At 40.3% G+C, this 20039-nt stretch carries 15 protein-coding genes; 14 read left to right on the top strand and 1 reads right to left on the bottom strand.

Annotated features, from left to right (window positions below; translation table 11 throughout):
• The first annotated feature begins 35 nt into the window (after window positions 1-35).
• The 14 genes from glpK (at window position 36) to BN1243_RS11640 (ending at window position 17928) form a co-directional block, all read left to right on the top strand.
• Window positions 36-1526 carry a glycerol kinase GlpK gene (glpK, locus tag BN1243_RS11705; protein ID WP_062107009.1) on the top strand — a complete coding sequence of 497 codons (1491 nt, stop codon included), beginning with the start codon at window positions 36-38 and terminating at the stop codon, window positions 1524-1526.
• An 859-nt stretch (window positions 1527-2385) separates the two neighbouring features.
• Window positions 2386-3336 (top strand): ABC transporter permease, encoded by a 951-nt coding sequence (locus BN1243_RS11700; protein WP_062107008.1) that lies wholly within the window; start codon window positions 2386-2388, stop codon window positions 3334-3336.
• Window positions 3329-4285 (top strand): iron chelate uptake ABC transporter family permease subunit, encoded by a 957-nt coding sequence (locus BN1243_RS11695; protein WP_062107007.1) that lies wholly within the window; start codon window positions 3329-3331, stop codon window positions 4283-4285. The genes BN1243_RS11700 and BN1243_RS11695 overlap by 8 nt, the downstream gene beginning before the upstream one ends.
• Window positions 4282-5043 (top strand): iron ABC transporter ATP-binding protein, encoded by a 762-nt coding sequence (locus tag BN1243_RS11690; protein ID WP_062107005.1) that lies wholly within the window; start codon window positions 4282-4284, stop codon window positions 5041-5043. The genes BN1243_RS11695 and BN1243_RS11690 overlap by 4 nt, the downstream gene beginning before the upstream one ends.
• Window positions 5044-5273: 230 nt before the next feature.
• Window positions 5274-6767: a nitrate/nitrite transporter gene (locus BN1243_RS11685; protein ID WP_062107003.1), complete on the top strand. Its 1494-nt coding sequence runs from the start codon at window positions 5274-5276 to the stop codon at window positions 6765-6767.
• A 109-nt stretch (window positions 6768-6876) separates the two neighbouring features.
• A complete protein-coding gene (locus BN1243_RS11680) occupies window positions 6877-10557 on the top strand; it encodes a nitrate reductase subunit alpha (RefSeq protein WP_407638889.1) in 3681 nt (1226 codons plus the stop codon).
• Window positions 10547-12109, top strand: coding sequence for a nitrate reductase subunit beta (gene narH, locus BN1243_RS11675; RefSeq protein WP_062107000.1), 1563 nt, complete (start codon window positions 10547-10549; stop codon window positions 12107-12109). Before BN1243_RS11680 ends, narH begins: the two co-directional genes overlap by 11 nt.
• Entirely contained in the window at window positions 12084-12614 is a 531-nt protein-coding gene (gene narJ / locus BN1243_RS11670) for a nitrate reductase molybdenum cofactor assembly chaperone (protein ID WP_062106998.1), read from the top strand. Before narH ends, narJ begins: the two co-directional genes overlap by 26 nt.
• 21 nt (window positions 12615-12635) lie before the next feature.
• Window positions 12636-13343, top strand: coding sequence for a respiratory nitrate reductase subunit gamma (gene narI / locus BN1243_RS11665; RefSeq protein WP_062106997.1), 708 nt, complete (start codon window positions 12636-12638; stop codon window positions 13341-13343).
• A gap of 38 nt (window positions 13344-13381) precedes the next feature.
• On the top strand, window positions 13382-13813 hold the full coding sequence (locus BN1243_RS11660) for a hemerythrin domain-containing protein (protein ID WP_062106996.1): 432 nt from the start codon (window positions 13382-13384) through the stop codon (window positions 13811-13813).
• A 145-nt stretch (window positions 13814-13958) separates the two neighbouring features.
• On the top strand, window positions 13959-14420 hold the full coding sequence (locus BN1243_RS11655; protein ID WP_062106994.1) for a flavodoxin: 462 nt from the start codon (window positions 13959-13961) through the stop codon (window positions 14418-14420).
• 411 nt (window positions 14421-14831) lie between these two features.
• Window positions 14832-15848, top strand: a complete 1017-nt coding sequence (locus BN1243_RS11650; RefSeq protein ID WP_062106992.1) for an NAD-dependent epimerase/dehydratase family protein — start codon at window positions 14832-14834, stop codon at window positions 15846-15848.
• A 3-nt stretch (window positions 15849-15851) separates the two neighbouring features.
• On the top strand, window positions 15852-16904 hold the full coding sequence (locus BN1243_RS11645) for a dihydrodipicolinate synthase family protein (RefSeq protein WP_062106990.1): 1053 nt from the start codon (window positions 15852-15854) through the stop codon (window positions 16902-16904).
• A 304-nt stretch (window positions 16905-17208) separates the two neighbouring features.
• A complete protein-coding gene (locus tag BN1243_RS11640) occupies window positions 17209-17928 on the top strand; it encodes a glycerophosphodiester phosphodiesterase (RefSeq protein WP_062106988.1) in 720 nt (239 codons plus the stop codon).
• Between the two features lie 65 nt (window positions 17929-17993).
• On the opposite strand, the gene BN1243_RS11635 is transcribed toward BN1243_RS11640, so the two are convergent.
• Window positions 17994-19991: a penicillin-binding transpeptidase domain-containing protein gene (locus tag BN1243_RS11635; protein ID WP_062106986.1), complete on the bottom strand. Its 1998-nt coding sequence runs from the start codon at window positions 19989-19991 to the stop codon at window positions 17994-17996.
• Between the last annotated feature and the right edge of the window lie 48 nt (window positions 19992-20039).

Here is a 20039-nt window from a genome sequence, read left to right as displayed (position 1 = left end):
CAGTATTTCAAAAGTGAGGGGGAGAGGAATCACGGATGGAGCAATATATACTAGCTTTAGATCAAGGTACAACAAGTACGAGGGCTATTTTATTTGACCATAGAGGGAATATCTATCACAAGTCACAGCTTGAATTTAAACAGTATTTCCCTAAACCGGGATGGGTTGAGCATAATGCCAATGAAATTTGGAGTTCAGTTTTAGCTGTTATTGCGGGTGTCTTATCGGAAAAAAATATAAAAGCGGAGCAGATCGTCGGGATTGGGATTACGAACCAACGAGAAACGACTATTGTGTGGGATAAACATACAGGCAGACCTATTTACAATGCTATCGTTTGGCAATCAAGGCAAACAGCTTCGATCTGTGAAGAGCTAAAAGTACAAGGGTATGGGGAGCTTTTTCGGAATAAGACAGGATTATTAATTGACCCATATTTTTCGGGAACGAAAGTAAAATGGATATTGGACAATGTGGAAGGTGCAAAAGAAAAGGCAGAAAAAGGTGACCTTTTGTTTGGGACAGTGGACTCGTGGCTTGTCTGGAAACTTTCTGGCGGGCAAGCCCATGTTACCGACTATTCAAATGCTTCTCGAACCTTAATGTATAATATTTATGATTTGAAATGGGATCAGGAACTACTTGAAATTCTTAATGTTCCAGATGTGATGCTTCCTGAAGTTCGCCCTTCGTCTGAGATTTATGCCCATACGACGAATGATCATTTTTTTGGTCAGTCCGTTCCGATTGCGGGAATCGCGGGCGACCAACAGGCAGCTCTATTTGGGCAAGCATGTTTTCAAAGTGGAATGGGTAAAAACACGTATGGAACAGGCTGTTTTATGCTTTTAAATACAGGGGAAAAAGCTGTCCAATCTAAGCATGGTTTATTAACAACGATAGCTTGGGGATTGAATGGAAAAGTAGAATATGCCTTGGAAGGCAGCATTTTTGTAGCAGGTTCAGCAATTCAATGGTTACGCGATGGTATGAGAATGTTCCGTAGTGCCGAGGAAAGTGAAAAATTTGCGGGAAAGGTAGACTCTACTGAGGGAGTATATGTTGTTCCAGCATTTGTTGGGTTAGGTACACCGTATTGGGATAGTGATGTAAAAGGAGCTGTATTCGGTTTAACTCGCGGAACTACGAAAGAACATTTTATTCGGGCCACTTTAGAGGCGCTCGCTTATCAAACGAAAGATGTACTAAATGCGATGGAAGCTGATTCGGGAATACCTTTAACCACTTTACGTGTAGACGGTGGCGCAGTAAAAAACAACTTTTTAATGAAGTTCCAGAGTGACATTTTGAATGTTCCTGTGGAACGCCCCGTCATTGAAGAGACAACCGCCTTAGGTGCGGCTTACTTAGCTGGGATTGCTACAGGCTTTTGGAAGGATCAGGAGGAAATAGCCAATTACTGGGATATTGAACAAACATTCACTCCGAAAATGGAAGAGAGTACACGAAACAGGCTTTATCAGGGATGGAAAAAAGCAGTGGAAGCAACGATCGTTTTTAAATAATCTTTTTAGAAAATCAGACGCAAGTAAATTGTGTCTGATTTTTGCCGTATATACGGGGATTTTTCGGAAGTGGCTCCCAATCTATCAAACTTTCAGCCTCACCGTGTTTCTATATCTCAGGCCAACAGGACGTTGGTCAGAACGGCGTTGCGCCAGGACGGCGCGCCTTTAGCCGTTCATCCTTATTAAAAGTTTGTACAGCGCTAAACGGATGCCTTCCGCTTTTCATTGTCTAGCTACAGGCATCCAGTGCCTATCAAACTTTCAGCCTCTTCCTACGATAAGTCAACATCGGTTCGTCTTGCAGACTCACCGTGTAATCTAGCTCCAAGCGGCAGGGACTCGGGGTCAAATAACCTTTCCACTGAAGGCAAAGAACGCCTTTTTAGTGGAAAGAACATTTGCCTGTCGTCCCTAATCGGCCGCCTTCCGCTTTTTATTTTCCTATATCTCAGGCCAACAGGACGTTGGTCAGAACGGCGCGCCTTTAGCCGTTCATCCTTATTAAAAGTTTGTACAGCGCTAAACGGATGCCTGCCGCTTTTCATTGTCTAGCTACAGGCATCCAGCGCCTATCAAACTTTCAGCCTCTTCCTACGATAAGTCAACATCGGTTCGTCTTGCAGACTCACCGTGTTTCCTATATCTCGTCAGAGGCTTAAAAAGTTTGTACGTCGCTAAACGGATGCCTTCCGCTTTTCTTATTCGTTCGAAAATTATACATAAACTGAAAATAACTGATAATGATTATCAATGTTTTATTGACTTACATTACGCCGATGTTATAATGAGTTTAATAGAGTGATAATGATTTTCAATTAAGGTATAGAAATATAAAAAAGTATAATTGGGGTTTCAAATGAAAACTTGGTACTTGATTGCCGCTCTAATCGTGGCATCTATAATATCGTTATTCGTCGGGGTAAGTAACATTACCCCGTTAGATTTGCTTGACTTCCAGTCGGAAGAAACACAAATATTTTTAATTAGCCGGGTGCCTCGACTTATGGCAATTTTACTTGCCGGAGCTGGGATGAGTATTGCTGGTTTAATTATGCAGCAACTTAGCCGGAATAAGTTTGTTTCGCCAACGACGGCGGGGACTTTGGACGCTACTCGACTAGGTATTCTTGTTTCAATGCTATTGTTTGCTAATGCGTCAATGCTGGAAAAGATGGCTGTCGCGTTTGCTTTTGCTCTTGCAGGAACATTCTTGTTTATGCAAATTTTAGATCGCATTAAATTTAAGGATGCCATTTTCATCCCATTGGTTGGACTTATGTTCGGGAATATTTTGTCATCTGTTACGACATTTTTTGCTTATCGGGCCGATATCATCCAGAACATGTCAGCTTGGCTCCAAGGGGACTTTTCCATGATTATGAAAGGTCGCTATGAGCTTCTATATATTAGTATTCCAGTACTTATATTGGCTTACTTGTTTGCGAATCGTTTTACTGTTGCTGGAATGGGAGAAGACTTTGCGAAAAACTTAGGGTTAGCATATAAAAGGATTGTCAATATTGGTTTAATCCTTGTTGCTTTAGTAACCGTTACCGTTGTCTTAACTGTCGGAACAATTCCGTTTCTCGGATTAATCATACCGAATATAGTTTCGATTATGAAAGGTGACCATTTGAAGAAAACATTGCCGCATACAGCCTTGCTGGGAGCGACCTTCCTACTTGTATGCGATATACTAGGACGTGTACTTATATACCCATATGAAATTTCTATCAGCTTGATGGTAGGAGTTATTGGCAGCGGCATTTTCCTATATTTATTGTTCCGGAGGAAAGCCTATGCGTAATTCCAATACTATGAAACTCGGTATTCTTGCATTGGTCGCTGCAGGATGCTGTGGGATTTATTTATTTCATCAATTAAATGGCAGTTTTGATTATGCTCTTCCTAGGCGAGGAATTAAAATACTCGCAATGATTTTAACGGGTGTAGCAATCTCTTACTCAACGGTTATTTTTCAAACGATTACTCATAACCGAATTTTAACACCAAGTATAATGGGGCTTGACTCCCTTTATTTATTGATTCAGACGTTAGCTATATTCTTTCTTGGTTCTGATCATATTACGATAGTGAATAAACAGGTTAACTTTATCTTATCTGTTATTGCTATGATCATATTTGCCCTTATGCTTTATCAATTTTTGTTTAAAAAAGGTCAACGATCCGTCTACTTTTTATTGTTAGTTGGGATCATTGTTGGAACGTTTTTCGGAAGTATCACAACCTTTTTACAAGTGTTGATTGATCCAAATGAATTCCAAATTGTTCAAGATCGAATGTTTGCTAGTTTCAATAACGTCAATAGTGATCTTGTTTGGTTGGCTCTCGCTTTCATCGGTATTCTTATTGTGATTGGCTGGAAATCATTAAGATATTTGGATGTTTTATCCTTAGGAAGGGATATTGCCATCAACTTAGGAGTTTCTTACGATAAAATCGTCAAGCGCATGTTGATTATGGTCTCCATTCTCATTGCTGTTTCAACAGCATTGGTAGGACCGATTACCTTCTTTGGGCTAATTGTTGCGAACTTATCTTATCAATTTTTCAAATCCTACAAGCACAGTATTTTGATCACTGGAGCATCATTGATGAGTGTTATAGCTCTTGTCGGCGGGCAGTGGGTTGTTGAACGAGTTTTTACATTTTCGACAACATTAAGCGTGATTATTAACTTTATTGGTGGCGTTTATTTCATTTATTTATTGTTGAAGGAGAGTAGATCGGCATGATTCAAGTATTAAACTTAACGAAGATGTATGGAAAAAAGAGTGTCGTGGAAGATGTGTCGGTTAATATTCAACGCGGCCAGATTACCTCTTTTATCGGACCGAATGGTGCTGGAAAATCTACTTTGCTTTCCATGGTCAGCCGCTTACTTGATGCAGATACTGGAGAGGTCCTAGTTGATAAGGCCAATGTCCGTGGGATGAAATCTGGAGAGTTTTCAAAGAAAGTCTCAATTCTTAAACAATCGAATTATATGAATGTGCGTTTAACCGTTCGGGAACTAGTCTCGTTTGGAAGATTCCCTTACTCGAAGGGAAGGCTGACTGACATTGATAAAAAGAAAATCGATGAAGCACTTGAATATATGGCATTAATGGATATGCAAGATACGTATCTCGAAGAATTATCTGGAGGTCAACGTCAACGCGCCTTCATTGCGATGGTAATCGCTCAAGACACTGATTATATTCTATTAGATGAACCATTGAATAATTTGGACATGAAGCACTCCGTTCAAATTATGAAGATATTACGAAGATTAGTAAATGAATTAGGAAAGACTGTTGTAATCGTCCTTCACGATATTAACTTTGCTTCTGTATATTCTGACAGAATTGTTGCGCTGAAAAATGGGCGTGTCGTCAAAGATGGACCAACAGAGGATATTATTCAATCTGATTCATTGAGAGAAATCTATGATATGGATATCCCAATTAAACAATTAAATAACTGCAGAATTTGTGTGTATTTTAATTCATAACAAATTTTTAAAGTAAGAACCCCCTGCTAATGTGGAAAATATTAGCAGGGGGTTCTTTTTTTCCTCATAGCCTCGTTAATGCGAATAAATTAAAAATAACGCAAACAACTGACAATCACTAAAAATTTTCTCTTCACAATCCAAGTAAAGTCGATCCTTAATTCTCATCCCGAAAATAAATGTTTTATCCATTCAACAAATGGCAAACATAAGACAAGGAGGGTGATTATATGAATCGTGGCGGAGCGCAGCTTACACTTCAAACGAGTAGTTTAATCGCAGGTTTTATGGTCTGGGTAATTCTCTCGTCATTGATCCCGTATATTCGTGAGGATATCCCGTTAACACCGGGGCAATCGACTTGGGTAACAGCAGTACCAGTAATATTAGGGTCCATTCTAAGGATTCCGATCGGATTTTGGACGAATCGATTTGGAGCAAGGATGCTATTCTTTATTAGTTTTCTTATCCTTTTACTGCCAATTTATTACATTAGTATTGCGAACTCCCTACTAGATTTGCTAATTGGCGGTCTCTTTATCGGTATAGGTGGAGCGGTCTTCTCCGTTGGGGTCACCTCATTGCCAAAATACTACCCAAAGGAAAAACACGGTTTTATAAACGGGGTTTATGGAATGGGGAATGTCGGAACAGCCATCTCAACTTTTGCTGCTCCTGTACTGGCTAATCACTTTGGTTGGCGTCATACTGTTTTATTTTACATTATTTTAATGGCCCTATTTGCTTTGCTTAACTTTGTATTTGGAGATCGGAAGGAGCCGAGAATCAAAGTTTCTGTCATTCAACAGATAGAAAGTGTTTATAAAAACTCAAAGCTCTGGTTTTTAAGCTTGTTTTATTTTATTACTTTCGGATCTTTCGTAGCTTTTACCATTTATTTGCCAAATTTTTTAGTGAATCACTTCGAATTAGATAAAGTTGATGCAGGATTGAGAACAGCCGGATTTATTGTGCTCGCTACGTTATTACGTCCTGTTGGCGGTTGGTTAGGAGATAAATTCAACTCATTTTATATTTTGGCGATTGTTTTTGGGGGATTAACATTTGCAGGATTCTTGCTTTCATTCACTCCCAACCTCGCTGTTTATACAATTGGTTGTCTTGGTGTTGCAATATGTGCTGGGATTGGTAATGGAACGATATTTAAGCTAGTGCCTCTCTATTTTTCCAAACAAGCCGGTGTTGTTAACGGGATTGTAGCCGCGATGGGGGGACTTGGAGGATTCTTTCCACCTTTAATTTTAACAACATTATTTAATTGGACAGGCCATTATGCGATCGGCTTTATGGCTTTATCTGAATTTTCCTTAGCTAGTCTAATTTTAGTTTTATGGATGTATCACCGAGACAAACTGTTTGTGGCAAATAATATTCTCGACCATACCGCATCAGGTGTCATGATTACAGACATTGATGGAACAATTATTAGAGTGAACGAAGCTTTTACAAAGGTTACCGGTTACTCAGTTGAAGAGGCTATTGGCCAATCACCGAAAATGCTTCATTCAGGTAAAAATAGCCCGGCCTTCTATGAAAAGATGTGGAAAGATGTGGAGGAACAAGGGTTTTGGAAAGGAGAAATTTGGAATAAGCGAAAAAATGGAGAAATTTATAAGGAATCGCTGTCGATCACCCCTGTAAAAAACGAAGTAGGAGAAGTTCAATATTACGCTGGAATGTTTAACGAACTAACGAATGAGTAATAGTAAGGTATGTGGTGCCAAGTATGCCCCCGGGTAGAAGGTGCCTGGCACGCCCCGAAATTTGTCGAATGAATTTTGCTTGTCAGAAAGGGAGTAGAAAATGTCTAACATATCCAGAACATCTAACCCACTTTGGAAGAAACTAAAGTTTTTTGGAAAAACGTATGAAAATACGGATCATACAGCTGTCCAGCCCTATGATCGTGGTTCGGAAAGGATTTATCGAAGACGTTGGCAACATGATAAAGTTGTTCGAACAACTCATGGGGTCAATTGCACAGGATCTTGTAGTTGGAAAGTTCATGTAAAGGACGGAATTATTACATGGGAGACACAACAAACGGACTACCCTTCGAATGGACCTGATATGCCTGAATTTGAACCGCGCGGCTGTCAGCGGGGAGCTTCCTTTTCTTGGTATACATATAGTCCCCTGCGAATTCGTTATCCATATGTTCGAGAATCATTATTAAAGTTATGGAGACAAGCTTTACAAGAGAAGAAGGATCCTGTTGAAGCATGGAAGAGTATTGCAGAAGATCCGATCAGAGCAAAGGAATTTAAAGCGTCAAGAGGTAAGGGTGGATTTGTTAGAGGTAAATGGGACGAACTCAACACCCTCATTTGTGCTGCCCTCATACACTCCATTCAAGAATACGGACCAGATCGAATATTTGGTTTTTCACCAATTCCGGCCATGTCGATGGTTAGTTATGCAGCAGGTGGAAGATTCCTAAGCCTATTGGGAGGATCTCTTCTCAGCTTTTACGACTGGTATGCTGACTTGCCAAACTCGTCGCCACAAATTTGGGGTGATCAGACAGATGTTCCAGAAAGTTCGGATTGGTTCAATTCTAGTTATATTATCGTTTGGGGATCGAATATTCCACAGACAAGAACACCTGATGCCCATTTTTATGCAGAAGTACGTTACCGCGGGACGAAAACAGTGGCGGTTGCACCAGACTATGCTGAATATGTGAAGTTCTCTGATAAGTGGTTGCCAGTTAAAGTTGGGATGGACAGCGCTTTAGCGATGGCAATGACACATGTGATATTAAAAGAATTTTACGTTGATCAGGAGGTTGAATTTTTTAATAATTATGTAAAAACATATACGGATATGCCCTTTCTTATCACGCTGAAGGAAAAGGATGGTCACTATATTGGTGACAAGTTCCTCAGGGCGCAGGATCTCGGAATGGATGTAGAAAAGGCGGAGTGGAAGCCAGTTCTTCTAGATAAAAAGACAGGTCAATTTGCGATTCCGAATGGAACGGTTGGTCATCGTTGGGATGAAAAAGCAAATTGGAACTTGGATTTGGAAGACCGGGATAATGGGCTTGGAGAAATTGATCCAGAACTCACCTTTTTAGGTCAAGAAGATGAAGTCGTTATGGGGTTATTTCCATATTTCGGAGAGGAGCAAGAAGGAGTTCTCAAACGTGGCCTCCCTGTTAAAAAGGTATCCGTAAACGGAGAGGATATCTATGTTACGACTGTTTTTGATTTAATGATGGCTAATAGTGCAGTAGGACGCGGGCTTCCAGGTGATTATCCGACAAGCTATGAAGATGATGTCCCTTACACTCCAGCGTGGCAAGAAAAGTTAACTGGGGTTGATCGTCATCAAGCCGCTCAAATTGCCAGAGAATTCGCCCAAAACGCGATTGATTCTGAAGGAAGATCAATGATTATTATGGGGGCAGGGATTAACCACTGGTATCATGCAGATCCAATCTATCGCTCTATTCTCAATCTTGTACTTTTGACAGGGTGTGAAGGGCGGAATGGCGGTGGATGGGCCCATTATGTTGGTCAGGAAAAAGTTCGGCCAATTGAAGGTTGGGGAGCAATCGCGATGGCACGCGACTGGAGCAATCCCCCTCGACTTATGAATGGGACAAGCTTTTTCTACTTCGCAACAGAGCAATGGCGTTATGAAGATCAACGGATGGAAAACTTAAAATCGCCACTTGTTGAAAAGAGTAAATATAACCATCCAGGTGATTATAATGTGCTCGCAGCAAGATTAGGCTGGTTACCTAGTTATCCGCAATTTGACAAAAGCACCCTAAGTTTAGGTGCTGCCAGTCAAGGCTCGATTGAGACGTTAAAAAAGCAAGTAACGGAGCAAATGAAAAATGGTAAATTGAATTTTGCGGTTGAAAGTCCAGATAAGCCTAGCAATTTTCCGAAGGTGTTATTTGTTTGGCGTGCCAATTTAATTGGCAGTTCCGCAAAGGGGCATGAGTATTTCCTTAAGCATTTACTTGGTACCCATGAAGGTACATTAAGTATGGAGAATGAGGAAGAAGAGTCAGAAGAAATAAAATGGGTCGCTGAAATCCCGGAAGGTAAGCTTGATCTTCTTGTAAGTATGGATTTTAGAATGTGTAGTACGACACTTTATTCGGATATTATTCTTCCAGCTGCAACTTGGTATGAAAAATACGATTTATCCAGTACAGATATGCACCCATTTGTGCATCCTTTTAATCCAGCGATTACTCCTCCATGGGAGGCCAAATCAGATTGGGAAACTTTTAGAAATATAGCCGAACGTTTTTCTGCCATGGCCCAACACTACTTCCCAGAGCCTGTTCAAGATGTGGTAGCGACACCGCTTGGGAAAGATTCACCTGGCGAGATTAGTCAAAGCTATGGACGGATTCCAGATTGGAAGAATGGAGAACATGAACTAACTCCAGGGGTTAACTTCCCAAATCTCCATATCGTTGAGAGAGATTATACAAAAGTGTTTGATAAATATATTACTCTCGGACCAAATGTCAAAAAAAGTGTCGGTGCTCACGGAATTACCTTTAATGCGGAAGAAGAGTATGAAAAATTATTAAAGATGCTTGGACCATCTAATCATTCTAAACATTACAAAGACCAGCCAAGCCTTTATACAGATCGAAATGCTGCAGAAGCCATGTTAACGTTGTCTAGTGCAACGAACGGTCAGCTCGCGATGAAGGCATGGGATGTCGTGGAAAAAGAAACAGGTAAACAGTTAAAAGATTTATCGAGTGATCGAGCGGGAGAGCATATAACATTCCATGACATTACAACTCAACCGCGGAAAGTCATTACAACACCTGTATTTACTGGAATTAATAAGGGGAACCGCAGATATTCTTCTTTCACACAAAATATCGAAAGAAAAATTCCGTTCCGAACATTAACAGGACGTCAACATTTTTATCTAGATCATGATATTATGCAAGAATTTGGCGAAGAGATGCCTATTTTTAAAGCGCCACTAAAAAAGATGGCCTTTTATGATAAGGACCGGCGACCTGTCATGGGGGGACAAGAAATTACTTTGAAATATTTGACCCCCCATTTTAAGTGGTCTTATCACAGCACTTATGGGGATACATTGCCAATGCTGACGTTGTTCAGAGGCGGACCTCATATTTGGTTGAACAATGAAGATGCAGCGACTGTTGGCATTACTGATAATGACTGGCTCGAGATTTATAATCGTAACGGTGTGGTTGTGGCTAGAGCTGTCGTCAGTCACAGAATTCCAAGAGGAGTCTCTTTCATGTACCACGTTCAGGAACGCCATATTAATGTTCCTGGTTCTCCCATTACAAAACAACGCGGGGGAACTTTTAATAGCCCAACACGCATCCATTTGAAGCCGACACAAATGATTGGCGGCTATGCCCAATTATGTTATGGATTCAATTATTATGGACCAACAGGAAATCAACGGGATGAACAAGTTGTCATCCGTAAAATGGAGAGGGATGAGGTGGATTGGCTTGAGAATTAAAGCACAGTATGGAATGGTCATGAACTTGGATAAATGTATCGGCTGTCACACTTGTAGTGTCACTTGTAAAACGACATGGACAAATAGACAAGGGGCCGAATACATGTATTGGAATAACGTGGAAACAAAACCTGGTGTCGGTTATCCGAAACGTTGGGAGGATCAAGAGGAGCGTAAAGGCGGTTGGGAATTAAGGAATGGTAAGCTTGAACTAAGAGCAGGCGGCAGAGTTAGCAAGCTGTTGAATATTTTCTACAATCCGAATTTAGTGGAGATCGATGATTACTTTGAACCTTGGGATTACGACTATGAAAATTTAATCAATAGCCCGGCTGGAGATTACCAGCCGGTCGCTAGGCCTAAATCACAATTAACTGGTGAATATATGGATATTAAGTGGGGGCCGAACTGGGATGATGACTTAGCAGGCGCTTATATAACGGCTAAAGATGATCCCAACATGAAAGGGTTAGAAGAGCAAATCAAGTTTGAGTTTGAAGAGACTTTTATGATGTATTTGCCGCGGATTTGTGAGCACTGTATTAATCCATCATGTCTTGCCTCTTGTCCTTCAGGAGCCATTTACAAGCGGGATGAAGACGGAATCGTTTTGGTAGACCAAGATGCATGCCGAAGCTGGCGTTTTTGCATGTCGGGTTGTCCATACAAGAAAGTTTATTTCAACTGGAAGACGAATAAGGCAGAAAAATGTACTTTCTGTTTCCCGAGAATTGAAACAGGACAACCAACAATCTGCTCCGAAACCTGTGTTGGTCGTCTGCGCTATATCGGTCTTGTTTTATATGATGCGGATAAAATTGAGAAAGCAGCATCAGTACCGGATGACAAAGATGTCTATGAAGCCCAATTAGATATGTTCTTAGATCCCCATGATCCAGAAGTTATTGCAGAGGCACGCAAACAAGGAATCCCTGATGATTGGATTTCTGCTGCCCAGGAATCACCTGTTTATAAGATGGCAGTTGAACAAAAAATTGCGTTGCCATTACATCCGGAGTATCGGACATTGCCAATGGTTTGGTATGTTCCACCATTAAGTCCCTTTATGAATGCATTTGGCGGCTCAGGGGATTCTATCGATCCGAGAGTTGTATTTCCGACCATTGAACAAATGAGAATTCCAATTGAATATTTGGCGAATTTATTTACTGCAGGAGACACACAGGTAATTAAAAATGTTTTAAGGAAATTAGTTGCGATGAGAACGTATATGCGTAATGTCAACTTAGAGAAGCCTGTTGATACAAGTATTCTTCAAGCTGCAGACATGACTGAGAAAATGGCAAAGGAAATGTATGAATTACAGGCAATTGCTAAATATCATGATCGTTATGTCATTCCACCATCCCACAAGGAATTGTCTGGTGACATGTTCACAGAAAGGGGAATGGCTGGCTTTGAAGAGTTTGGCACAGGAAATCAAAGTTGTGAAACTTGCGCAGTCGGCATGCATCCACCAGAAGCTCCTCTGGAATATTATGGAGAACAATATTGGAGGGAACAAAATGAATCCAAAGCAAAAGGTTTTTAGTCTTGTTTCCACTCTCCTTGAATATCCAGAGCCTGAATGGAAAGAATGGGCAGAAGAGTTAGATTTAGCAAAGGAATTTCCAGATGAAACGACTCAATCCTTATTACAGCCTTTCTTTGCCTATATGGAAAAAACTCCTTTTGAGGATATCTGTAAGGATTATGTGTACACTTTCGACTTTTATGATCGTACGACTTTATATTTGACCTTTGCTGTCTTCAAAGATAATCGTGATCGCGGATCGGTACTAGTCCAATTGCGCCAACAAATGATGAAACTAGGAATGGAGTTCACGACAGAAGAGTTGCCTGATTATTTGCCGCTTGTTTTGGAATTTGCTTCAATCGTTCCGGAAAAGGACTCCGCTCCTATCTTAAATCTCCATCTTCGCTCCATCCAAAACTTAGGGATGGAGTTGCAAGGAGTCGATAGTCCATATCGCCATTTGATCTCTGCTTGCCTTCACTGTATCGGAGTAGCAAAAGAAAATGAAAGGGTTTCCTAGTGGAACGGAAGGGAGAAAAACATGAGTTTCTGGGATTATTTTCTTTGGGCTGTCTTTCCATACTTATGTCTAACGATCTTTGTTGTCGGCCATATTTATCGTTATAATACCGATCAATTTGGCTGGTCTGCTCAATCAAGTGAATTCTTAGAAAAAAGGCAATTAAAATGGGGAAGCCTCTTGTTTCACTGGGGAATAGTATTTGTTTTCTTTGGTCATGTTGCGGGCATACTGGTGCCTAAAGTAGTCTATGATACAATGGGAATAACACCACATATGTATCATATGGTTGCGTTTTCGGCTGGAGGAGTTGCGGGACTAGCTACTGTAATTGGCGGCTTTCTATTCTTCTTACGGAGAAGTGGAACAAAACGAATCCGAAATACCGGAAATATGAATGCTCTTTTTACATTAGTCATATTAGGTGCAGTCGTGTTGGTTGGGTTCTCAGCGACCGTTGGATACACAGCAACAGGTGGGGATTTTGATTATCGTGCCTCGATTGGACCTTGGTTTCGCAGTCTGTTGTATTTAAGTCCCAAGCCTGGCTTAATGGTAGGTGTACCATTTGGATTTCAATTGCATGTCTTTTTAGCCTTTTTGCTTTTTGCGATTTGGCCATTCACAAGACTTGTCCATGTTTGGAGCCTGCCGCTTGAATACTTAAGAAGAAAATATATTATTTATAGAAAAATGAACCCAGACCAAGTTCGGAAAGAAGCAGAATAAAAAGGTTCGTTTTTGGGAGAGGAGAAGTTGGATTAATTATGTCGGGACCATCATTACGTAAATTAGATGCCCATCGCGCGATCCACGATGGGGCATTTATGGAAGCTCAGAGTTTGACAGAAATGTTGAACCAATTGGTAGAGGAGAAGAAGGAAAAAGAGGCCCTCCAAGTGGCAGATGCACTCATTGAGCATTGGGAAAAACGCGTCATTACTCATGCGGATTCAGAAGAAGAAGGCCTGTATAAAGAAGTAGTTGAAAAAGAACCAGAAATGCAAGATAAGATTAACATGTTAACACGTGATCATGATCTATTACGAATTATTGCAAAGAAGATTAGAGAAAGTCTAGAAAAGGACAGCGTGTCGAAAGAAGTATTGGATTTCTTTGCGAGTATGCTAGTCGTAAATGAAATTCATAGCCGCAATGAAGAGAGTTGGTTGTTGGATTACGATCATCATCATGATTAAACGACATAAAAATGGACCAGTTACAGATTCAGTGTAACTGGTCTTTTTAATTTATTGAGGAAAAATTGATTTCTATCAAGGAAAGAACACTTCGATAAAGCTATCCTAAAAGTATCGAAATAATATACTAGGGGTGGCATATAAAATGGAGAATATCTTGATTCTTTATGCAAGTTTAACCGGAAATACGGAAGAAATTGCTGAGATACTCCATGAAGAGCTGCAAAAACATGGATGTGTCGTAAGGAAAAAATCATTTGATCAAGGCTTTATAGATGCCAAAGAACTTGCCGAATACGATGGGATTTTATTTGGAACCTATACGTATGATGAAGGGAGTTTGCCTTTTGAAGTGGAAGACTTCTATGAAGACTTAGACAGTGTGGATCTTAAAGGAAAAGTCGTTTCAGTGTTTGGATCAGGCGATACCTTTTATGCACATTTTGCATTAGCGGTCGATACGATGGCAGAAAAATTTGCAGATCTGGGTGCTAAAGTTGTCGGAGAGAGATTGAAGATTGAATTAGATCCAGATGAAAAAGATAGGAAGAAATGCCGCGAAATAGTGGATGAATTTTGCAACACTCTCCAGTGTCAACAAGTTTAACTTGAGCTTGGGATGAAAGACAAAGGAGGGCGGAAATAAAGCCGGACTGTCTATCATGAAGGTTATGAAGGACAAAGGAGCGGAATCAATCTGGACTGTCCTTTATCGAGATGATAAAACAATGGGTTCGGGAAACCAGGTCGAAATGTTTTGCGACATTATCTTTGCAAATCCGCCATGAGAGCATTTCTCGTGCCCGTTTTTTACATGTTTTTCCTTTGAAAGCAACTTGGGATACAAGCTAAATTGTGAGAACTTCATCTTGTAAATTGCGTATATGATTTAAAGACAAATTAAAGACATGTCAGCTAATTAAAAGTAGATTATTATAAAGTATAGGAAGCGCTATTTTGAATGATTTCAAAAGGTAGTCAAGCTAGACATTAATTAGCGTAAAAAGGGGAGAGACGATTGAATACAATTGAGCAGTTAGAACAAATTATGACAGCGCCTTCAGAGTCCTTAATTGCGGATGTAAGCAAGTTAGAAGGTAACTTAGTGATCCTCGGAGTCGGTGGGAAAATGGGACCAACTTTGGCAAAATTAGCTAAACGCGCCTTTGATGCGGCTGGATTGGATAAAAAGGTTATTGGCGTTTCCCGGTTTTCCAGCGGTAATTTACAAGAAGAGTTAGAAGCAGCGGGTGTTGAGACGATTGCTTGTGATCTTATGAATGAAGAAGAACTAGCAAAATTACCAAAGGAAAAGAATGTCATTTACATGGCAGGAAATAAGTTTGGTACGACTGGAAATGAACATTTTACTTGGGCAATGAATACATATTTGCCAGGTAGAGTAGCGGAACATTACAAGGGTTCTAATATCGTTGCTTTTTCAACAGGAAATGTTTATCCGCTTGTACCTATTTCCCAAGGGGGATGTGATGAATCTCATTATGTTGAACCAGTTGGGGAGTATGGACAATCATCATTAGGCAGGGAACGAATTTTTACCTATTTTGCTCATCGTGACCAAACTCCGCTTACGATATTCCGTCTTAATTACGCGATTGACATGCGTTATGGCGTTTTACTTGAAATCGCTCGAGCAGTATACGAAGGAAGAGAAATTGATTTATCAATGGGACACGTCAATGTGATCTGGCAGGGGGATGCGAATGAATATGCGATTCGTTCATTATTGATCGCTAATGTACCGCCAGCCATTTTAAATGTGACAGGTCCAGAAACGCTTTCCGTTCGTTGGGTTGCCAATCAGTTTGGCAAACTATTAAACAAGGAACCTATATTTGTTGGTACAGAACAACCAACGGCTCTTTTAAATAATTCAAGTAAAGCACATCGTTTGTTTGGCTATCCGAAAGTATCTGTTCAGCAAATGATAGAGTGGACCGCCGGCTGGTTAGAAAACGATGGAGCCATAAGTGATAAACCAACCCACTTCCAAGAAAGAAAGGGGCAGTTTTAAAAGATGCTATCAACTGAACTAAATAAATTTTTGCATGAGGGGACAGTGATTCCAGCACATCCACTGGCTCTTAATGGAAATAAGCAATTAGATGAGGCTGCTCAAAGAAGATTAACGCAATATTATATGGCCGCGGGAGCCGGGGGAATTGCGGTAGGAGTTCATACGACTCAATTTGAGATTCGTGATCCTGAGCATAATCTATTGGAGTCGGTTTTAAGGATGGCTGCGGAGGAAGTGGAAAAAGCCCAGTTAGATCGACCTTTTTTAAAAATTGCTGGAGTTTGCGGACCTACAGAACAAGCTGTACGAGAAACTGAATTAGCACGGAGCCTTGGATACGACCTTGCATTGCTAAGCAACGGCGGCTTAAGTGATTATACAGAAGAGGAATTGCTCGAGCGGACGAGAAAAGTGGCTAAAATTATGCCGGTATTTGGCTTCTATTTACAGCCATCTGTAGGCGGTCGTGTATTTACTTTTGATTTTTGGAAAAAGTTTGCGGAGATTCCGAATGTAGTCGCGATTAAAATGGCGCCTTTTAATCGTTATCAAACGCTTGATGTCGTCCGGGCTGTTTGTGAATCGGCAAGAAGGGATGAGATCGCTCTTTATACGGGGAATGATGATAATATTGTCCTCGATCTATTAACTACTTATTCTTTTAACATTGGTGGAGAAATCGTATCAAAACCAATTGTCGGTGGTCTATTAGGACATTGGGCTGTCTGGACAAGAAAAGCGGTCGAGTTATTTGAAGAATTGAAGGAAGTTAGGAATAGCGGTGTTGTTGAAGAAAACTGGTTGACACTTGCCCAAAGTGTGACAGATACGAATGCAGCTTTCTTTGACACGGCTAATCAATTTAAAGGGTGCATTGCCGGAATCAATGAAGTATTGGCACGACAAGGCTTGTTAAAGGGGAATTGGTGCTTGTCAGACCATGAAGTACTTTCTCCAGGACAGAGTGACGAAATTGACCGAGTGTATCGGATGTATCCAGAACTTCATGATGATGAGTTTGTAAAAATCTTTTTAGCTGAAACAAGTAGATAAGTAAATGCTTTATATGAAATCAATTTAGAGAGATATCGTAAAGGAAATAAAGGCTGGATAGTTGGTTAAGGAAAAATAAACATTACTGGACTTGGTTTCTACAATTAGAACTAAGTCCCCTTTTTTGCGAAAATCAAAGTAACGCTGACTAATGGAAAGAAAAATGCTGTATATATAATATAAAACGAAGAAAGAGCCACAACGGGACTGAAAACAAATAGTTTTCCGAATAGACAATCTATTATAGGGTTGTTAAGATTAATACGATTAATTTTAAAAATTATAATACAAAGTGGGGAAAAAGATGACGATTAGAGCACAGGCCCATCGTGGTTATCCAGTCAAATATCCTGAGAATACACTAGCTGCCTATCAAGCTGCTTATGATCTTGGCTACGAATATTTGGAATTGGACGTACAGTTGTCAAAGGATGGGGTTCCGATTTTGATGCACGATATTACAGTAAATCGGATGACAGATGCGAAAGGATTCATCAATGATTTTACTTTTGAACAATTAAGGCAATTAAAAGTCGGTGGCACAGAAAGGATCCCAACACTGGAGGAAGCTCTCCAATTCGCAAATGGGAAGATGAAAGTGGCTGTAGAGTTGAAACAGCATGGGAATATGTATCCAGGTTTGGAGGAAAAGTCGCTAGAAGTGATCGAAGAAACAGGAATGAAAGATCAAGTCTATGTGAATTCGTTTGATCATTATTCAATCGTAAGGATGCGAGAGCTATCGAAAGATATAGAGCTAGGGATTATTCAATCCGGAGCTTCTCCTGCTGTATTTCCGTTTATGAAAGAAATTGAGGCAAAGTATTTATCAGTGAAAGTTGAATTTCTAACTGATTATTATGTAAGAGCTTGTGAAGAAGCTGGAATACAATTGGTTGCTTGGCCGGTTGATAAACAATGGCAGTTTGATATTGTCAAACATTACCCCTCTGTTCTTAGCACGACTAATCAATTGGAAGAGTTTAAAAAAATGATCGAGCAAGAGGTAACAAAGGTTTTATAAGTAAAGATTTGGATAAAATGAGGCAGCCATTAGTTAGTTTTACTTGACTAATTGCTGCCTCATTCTTACTTACGAACTTGAATAAAGATATCTTTCACAGTATTAACAGCTGCTCCCGAACTATCACCCTCCAGCATTAAAGCAATAAGCAGTTCCGGATTTTCTGGGTTATAGGCGACAAACCAGCCGTTTTCTTTACCTTTTTTACCTTGCTCTGCTTTCCCGTATTCGGCTGTACCAGTTTTTCCTGCAAGCGGATAGCCTTCCATTTTAGCGCCACGAGCTGTACCATGCGGATCGGTTACTACTTTTCGAAGGGATGCAGCCATTTTATTGAGATCTTCTTCGGAAAGAAGTTTTTCTTTCCAAATTTGTTTTTGCTCTTCGTTTATTTCTAAGATCGGTTTTATCATATTCCCTTGATTGATGAATGGCGTATAGGCACTTGCCAGATGTAATACTGTCATTTGCACTTGCCCTTGTCCATAGCTTGAGTCAGCTAAAGCAATTTCAGAATCAATCTTTCCAAAACTGGATGTGTGCATTGGATAAAGATAGGCCATTTCTTCTTCAAAGCCAAATTCCTTCAAGCCAGCTTCAAACTTGTCTTTACCAAGTTCCAGTGAGGTCTGGGCAAAGTAAATATTGTCTGAATAAATGAGCGCCTTTTCTAGATCGACCGGAACGCCATGGTCGCTAACTCTTTTTACTTCATAGTTTCCCCATGATTCATCCTTTTTCCAACCTAATCCATCTATCGTTAAAGCCTTGTCCCAAGTAATGGCTCCAGCTTTTAACTCAACGGCTGCTGTGATCGGTTTTAATACGGAACCTGGTGCGAATGTCGTGTTAAAACGGTTCAACATTGGATTGTCAGGATGATCCTGCAGAGCAGCCCACTCATCATTAGTTGCACCTAACGCCAATACATTCGGGTCGTAAGCTGGGCTACTTACAAGCGCAATTGTTTCACCTGTAACAGGATCGATCGCAGCGGCTGTACCTGGTTTTCCTTTTAGCTCATCAAAAATCGTTACTTGTAGGGCGCTATCAATTGTTAATTGGACGTCTTCTCCATCTTTGACTTCCTTTTCAGCAAGCACGACTTCGCTTCCATCTGCCTTATTTATCGTAATTTTTATACCAGGTTCGCCTCGAAGTCGATCTTCTAGAACTAACTCTAACCCTCGTCTTCCAATCATGTCTGTATTGGAGTAGCCTTTATCTGGGTATTTTTCAAGATCTTCAGCTGTGATCGGTGCAATATTTCCAGTAAGGTGTGCAGCTCTCTCACCTAATGGATAGACTCGTGCATTCACATTTTTTCCTTGAACGCCAGGAAGTTTCCCTAATTTTTCTCTCAGGGACATTGCGTTCTCAGGAATTGTTTTAATTGGGACAAAATGTTCCGGTTTTACCCAATCTTGCCCTAACAGCTTTTCAATTTGTTCGGTACTCATTCCCAATAAATCAGCAACCTGTTGAATGACTTGCTTATCCTGTCCCTCCATATCTTTTGGCTTAATCCCTATTTGTCTTGCAACACCATTTTCTGCAAGAGCAATACCATTCCGATCCACAATCGATCCCCGAACAGGGGCAGTTGTTGGAACAGAGATTTTATCTCCTTCTTCTAAGTCTGGGAAAATAAAGGCTGTATCCCAGTTCATAAGCCATGCTGTTGTATCATCCTTTTCTTCCTTAACCCACTCTGCTTGGTGGTCAAAGGTGATATCGCCAGCTAAACTTTTCATTTTGACGTGAAATGGAAAGTTTGCTTGTTCTGCCTTTTTATCTGTTTCTTCTTCTGGTTTTTTAAACTGAACAGAAGGTTCAATTTCTAGATCCTTGTAAATTTTTGTGTAACGTTCGACGAAGTCTTCTTTTGATACCGTTTCTTTTGTTTCAGATGATAAAAATTCATACATCTTGTCAAACTTTTGATCATTCCACAACTTTACATATTCCGCAAATTGATCCTCTGGTTTTTGTACTTTATCACTACAACCTACTAAAGATATTAAAAGTATGATAAAGATTGAGATAAGTCCATACTTTTTCATAACGCACCTCCTGATCAACATTATTTTAACATGAAAAGTTCAAATACT

The sequence above is a fragment of the Bacillus niameyensis genome, assembly GCF_001375535.1.
GTDB lineage: Bacteria > Bacillota > Bacilli > Bacillales > Bacillaceae_C > Lederbergia > Lederbergia niameyensis.
The sequence above is the reverse complement of the archived record's forward strand: the minus strand, read 5'-3'. Positions and strand labels throughout refer to the sequence as shown.